Here is a 5,163-nt window from a genome sequence, read left to right on the forward strand (position 1 = left end):
CATTTTGCTATGAGAATTCAGCTCATTTTTTCGTTTTGGGGGTAACTTGTTTTCTTAGCTTGATGGGTATGCAGCGGAACCCCAATATATGTTTAAAAACATGCTAACATTAAACTGGCTATTCTTCATTTTAGATCAAATACCAATGTTGCTGCGCTTAGGAGGTGATTATCTGTGGATTTTCTTAATGATTTTTTTACTTGGGCGTTTGAGAGACATCAAAATATCCTGAGTTGGTATATTCGTCCACTATTTTTATTGCCGTTTTGCTATTTTTCTTATAAAAGAAGTATCAAGGGGATAATAATCACTTTAGTTGCATTAGCTACAAGTATGTTTTGGTTTCCAAAACCTACAACAGTGAATCCCAAAGTGGAAGCTTTTTTGGGAATGGAAATGGATTATTTGTTTGGCAAGTGGAACTTTATTAAGATTGCGTTGTCTTCACTGGTTCCGGTGACAATGTTTGCTTTAGCATATGCGTTTTGGAAACACTCTTGGAAGTATGGAATACTTGTCATTAATTTAATTGCTATATTGAAAGTTCTATGGAGTTTATATGCAGGTGATGGTTCAGGAGTATCAATCGTTTTACCAGCTTTTATCGGACTAATAATTTGTAATTTATTTATTGGGATTGCTTACAAAGTTGTAAAAAAAAGAGATAATGATAAATCAACAAATAATAATTTTTAATCATTTAAGATCATTACGAGATAAAAACTTCATAAAAAAAGCAGTAAAATAAATAACTGGTTCCTTACCGTACAGGAAACCGACTAATTTGTGTCCAAATTGTGTCTAAACGTATAATTTTCTTTTTTTGATATGATGCCCCATGCCCATCATCTACACTTCACTTAAAGAAGAGCTTCTAAGGTCATCGTACCTATCGGCATGAAGTTTACTTAGCTATCGAACCTGTCCCTTGCTCTATATGATTCTACTAACATAATCTCTCTCCTTGCTGGATGTTGATAGAAGCGTTCCAGTCCTTATCTGCAAAAAAATGCACTCACATTAGAGTGAGTGCTCTGAAAAAGGTTGAGACTCCTCCATGGGAGTACAGTCTTTATAAGGAGAGTTTCTAATAGAAACGTATCTTCAATTTATAATGAATACTACAAAATCTAATCAAAAAGTACATGATTTTACAAAAAAATATTAAGTATTAGAAAACTCATTTTAGTCCAAAATCTCGAGATAACTGCATTGAATCTCTCAACTTCGAATATACTGACACTATCACTCTGAAAATAATATGTAATTAGTATAGAAAAGAATGAATTAACAATAGGAATATTGACTACATATAAATTAACAGGTTCTAGTGCAAAAAAAACGAATTTGGTAATGTATCATTTTTTGCACCCGAACCAAAATAAAAATAAGCACATCTTGTTATAAACAGATGTGCTTATTTTTTAATTTCTATGCATTTTTACGTTTTAAGAAAATCACTCCACCTACGATTAACAACAATGCGCCTGCAGCCATAGAGATCCAACTTGTAAGGTTAGTACCTGTTTGCGGTAACCATCCAATTTTAGATTGAATTTCTTTCTTAGGTTGTGGTTGTTCTTTTACTTGCTCTTTTGGTTGCTCTGATGTTGGAGTGTTTTTATCTGGATGCGGCTGTTCTGGTTTAGGTTGTTCCGGTTTTATCTCTTTAAATTTCACTGTTTGACCCATATCTTCAATGTCAACGTGAATTGCTACTAAGACATTATCTTGATAAAGTTTTTCAAACACTACTACTTCTTTACCTTGTAATTCAGAAGCATTAAATGTGAAATCTAGTGTGATAGAACCATTTTTCTCTTTTGCAGTAAACTTAGATTCTGCTGTTACTTCTTTACCATCAACTAATAATGGTTTGTTTGTTGCTTTATCCATTAGTTTACCTTTTACAACGTACTCTTTACCCACGATTAAGTCTTTGTATTCCACTTTATCTTGGATTGTTACAGATTTCGAAGCGTCTAACTCTTTAGAACCATCAGCTTTGTTTGTAGCTGTTGTTTTTATTGAAGGTTCTACAAATCGAACTGTTTGCCCTACATCGTTAATGTCAGCGTGAGTTGCAATTACCTGACCTTCATGTAATAAGTCTTCAAACACTACTACTTCTCTTCCTTGCTGTTCAGCACCAACGAAAGTAAAGTCTAATGTTACAAAACCATTCTTTTCTTTTGCAGTAAACTTAGTCTCAGCTGTTACTTCTTTACCATCAATTAATAATGGTTTGTTAATAGCTTTGTTCATTAGTTTACCTTTTACAGTGTACTCTTTACCTACAACTAAGTTAGTATACTCTACTTTGTCTTGGATCGTGATAGAATCGTTTGAATGAATCTCTTTTCCACCATCAGCTTTGTTTGTAGCTGTTGTTTTTATTGATGGCTTAACAAACTTAACTGTTTGACCTTTGTCGTTGATATCAGCATGTGTTGTAACAATTTTTCCGTCTTTCAGTACATCTTCGAATACTACTACTTCTTTTTCTTCTAAACCAGTTGCATCAAATGTGAAGTCTAATGTAATAGAACCATTTGCTTCTTTTGGTGTAAACTTAGTTTCAGCTGTTACTTCTTTACCATTTACAACTAATGGTTTATTAGTTTCTTTATCCATTAATTTACCTTTTAAAGTGTACTCTTTACCTACTTGTAGGTCTTTATATTCCACTTTATCTTGAATTGTTACAGACTTAGAAGTGTGCATTTCTTTTGTACCATCGGTTTTATCAGTAGCTGTTGTTTTTACTGAAGGAATCTTTTCATCTTTGACAATATGTTTAATGATTTGACCATTCTCTTTGATCTCAAAAGAAAACGTTTCTTCATTCAATATATAACCTTTTGGTGCAACAGTTTCTTTATATGTGTATTTTCCAAATGGTAACTTTTCAAATTTCGCGATACCTTTATCGTCTGTTTTTCCTTTTACTACTTCTTTCCCTGCTTCGTTATAAATAGTAAATTCTGCATTTGGAAGCTTGTTGTTTCCATCAGCTACATCTACCTTTGTAATTTCTAGATTACCTTTGATAAGATGATTAACTGCTAATAACTCAATAATTTTTCCATGTTCCTTTATTTCGAACACAATTGGTTCTGTAACAAGAACGTAACCATTTGGAGAAGTCTTTTCTACAAATGAATACTTACCATACGCTAAATCTTTGACGTTAATCTCGCCATTTTTATCTGTCTTATATTCCCCAATTACTTTTCCACTTGCATCTTTTAGCTCGAATACTGCACCTTCCAATTTTTTACTGATATCTTCGTTATCTACTTTTAATAATTTTACACTACCTTTTACTTCGGTATTTTCCACTGTAAAAGTAAGTGTTTTATTGTGCTCTTTAATTTCAAAAGGATACTTTGTTTTATTTCCAATATATCCATTAGGTGTTTTTGTCTCTAAGAAATAATACTTACCATACGTAAGACCTTCAACATTTGCAATTCCATTTTCTTTAGTTACTACTTTTTTCACTTCTTTTCCTTCTTCAGTATAGACTGTGAATTCAACATTAGGTAACACCTTGCCCGAATCACTAAGTTTTTTAATTTCAATGTTCCCTTTTGCTTTGTTGTTTACTACTTGAACAGCTCCTGTTTCTCCTGTCTTAACTTCAATAGTTTGTGGTTTGTCACCTAAAACATAGCCTGTTGGTGCTTTAATTTCTTTTACAGTATAAGTACCAATTGGTAGGTTGTTTAATTCTGCAGTACCATCAGCAGCAGTAGTAATTTTCCCAACTGATTCATTATTTGCATTAAAGACTTCAAATACTGCACCAGCTAAAACTTCTCCATTTTCTCCAACCTTTTTAATTTTTAAAGAACCAGCAGCTTCCCAATTTACTGCGAGGTCACTACTAAGCTTTTCTTCATTTCTTTCTAGTAGTACTGTAGCATTCTGAATAGTATCAGTACCGCGATAAGCAATTGCTTGAACTTTAGTTAAATTTGCTGCAACACTTAAATTAAATTCACCTGTTTTTGTATTTTTAGGAATTTGGATACGAAATTTTTCCCCAACTGAAAGCTGATCTTTCACTTCTCCATTTTCACCAACAATTTTTACTCCATTAGGTGCATTTTTCACTACTACCTTATAAGAACCACTCTTAGCATTTGTTTGTACTGTGTATAAGTTTGTTTCAAAAAACTCACCCTTTAATTCTGCTTTTTGCTTTTCAGCAGGAATTACATTCATGAAAATATCTTGAGTATCTTCACTTTTATTAGCAGCATTAATAATTTCCTTAACCGCCTTTTCAACATTTTTATTCGCATGATTTAATTCATTTACATCAAGTTGACCTAATGCATTCCAAATCGCAAGTTGTGTTGCATAATGTGCCTCATTCTTATTAGCTACTCCCAGCTGTTCTACACTTTTTTGTGGGAATCCATTTAATAAGACCCTATATACCACATTATCTGTTTTACCCATTTCAGGAAGATCTTCACCATTTGGTGATTTTAAGCCAAGAGTTAAGCAATATGCAATCTGACTGCTTGAATTTTTAATAATTTCAGTTCGAATGTACTTACCTAGACTATTACTATAACTCCAATCCATTGAATATTTCTCGTGCGTCATAACCTCTGCACTAGCCCTTGGTAAAAACACATTAAGAAATAATGCCAGTACTGATAATAATGTAACAACTCTTATAATAACTCTCTTACCCAATATTGTAACCTCCCTAAAATAAATGAATTCGAGTATATATCGCAATATCTAAGACATTCTCGATCAACCCGATTATCATTATAAAATAAAAGATTACAAATATTAAATAAATTAAATAAAATAGTCATACAATTTACACATTTTAATGTTTTTCAAGTTTTTCAACACATTTACTCTATACAAATACTCAAAAATACATATGATTAACAAAACAAATATGTATGTTAAGTATGTAAATAGTCATTTATTTTTGCTCAAGTTATTAATCTTCTATTTATACAACTGTCACCTTAAAAATAGCGGTTCTGTTACAAAGTTTGAAAAAAACATAAACAGGTTGGTAAATGAGGAACAATGTTTAAGAAGTAGCTAGTAATTGTTGAATTTCATTGTATGTTGAAAAGGTGGAGTCTCTTTGAAGACTTCGCCTTTGTTTATATAGGGCATGAA

At 32.1% G+C, this 5,163-nt stretch carries 2 protein-coding genes and 1 pseudogene; 1 reads left to right on the forward strand and 2 read right to left on the reverse strand.

Annotated features, from left to right (window positions below; all coding sequences use genetic code 11):
* The first annotated feature begins 174 nt into the window (after positions 1-174).
* Positions 175-696 (forward strand): hypothetical protein, encoded by a 522-nt coding sequence (locus HRG09_RS27400; RefSeq protein WP_174103966.1) that lies wholly within the window; start codon positions 175-177, stop codon positions 694-696.
* Positions 697-1,431: 735 nt separating this feature from the next.
* Here HRG09_RS27400 and HRG09_RS27405 read toward each other — a convergent pair.
* Together HRG09_RS27405 and HRG09_RS29590 are read right to left on the reverse strand one after the other, a co-directional pair.
* Positions 1,432-4,713, reverse strand: coding sequence for a VaFE repeat-containing surface-anchored protein (locus HRG09_RS27405; protein WP_174103967.1), 3,282 nt, complete (start codon positions 4,711-4,713; stop codon positions 1,432-1,434).
* A gap of 358 nt (positions 4,714-5,071) precedes the next feature.
* Positions 5,072-5,163: pseudogene (locus HRG09_RS29590) on the reverse strand (IS6 family transposase); the annotation flags it as partial.

The sequence above is a fragment of the Bacillus sp. Xin1 genome (assembly GCF_013314535.1).
GTDB lineage: Bacteria > Bacillota > Bacilli > Bacillales > Bacillaceae_G > Bacillus_A.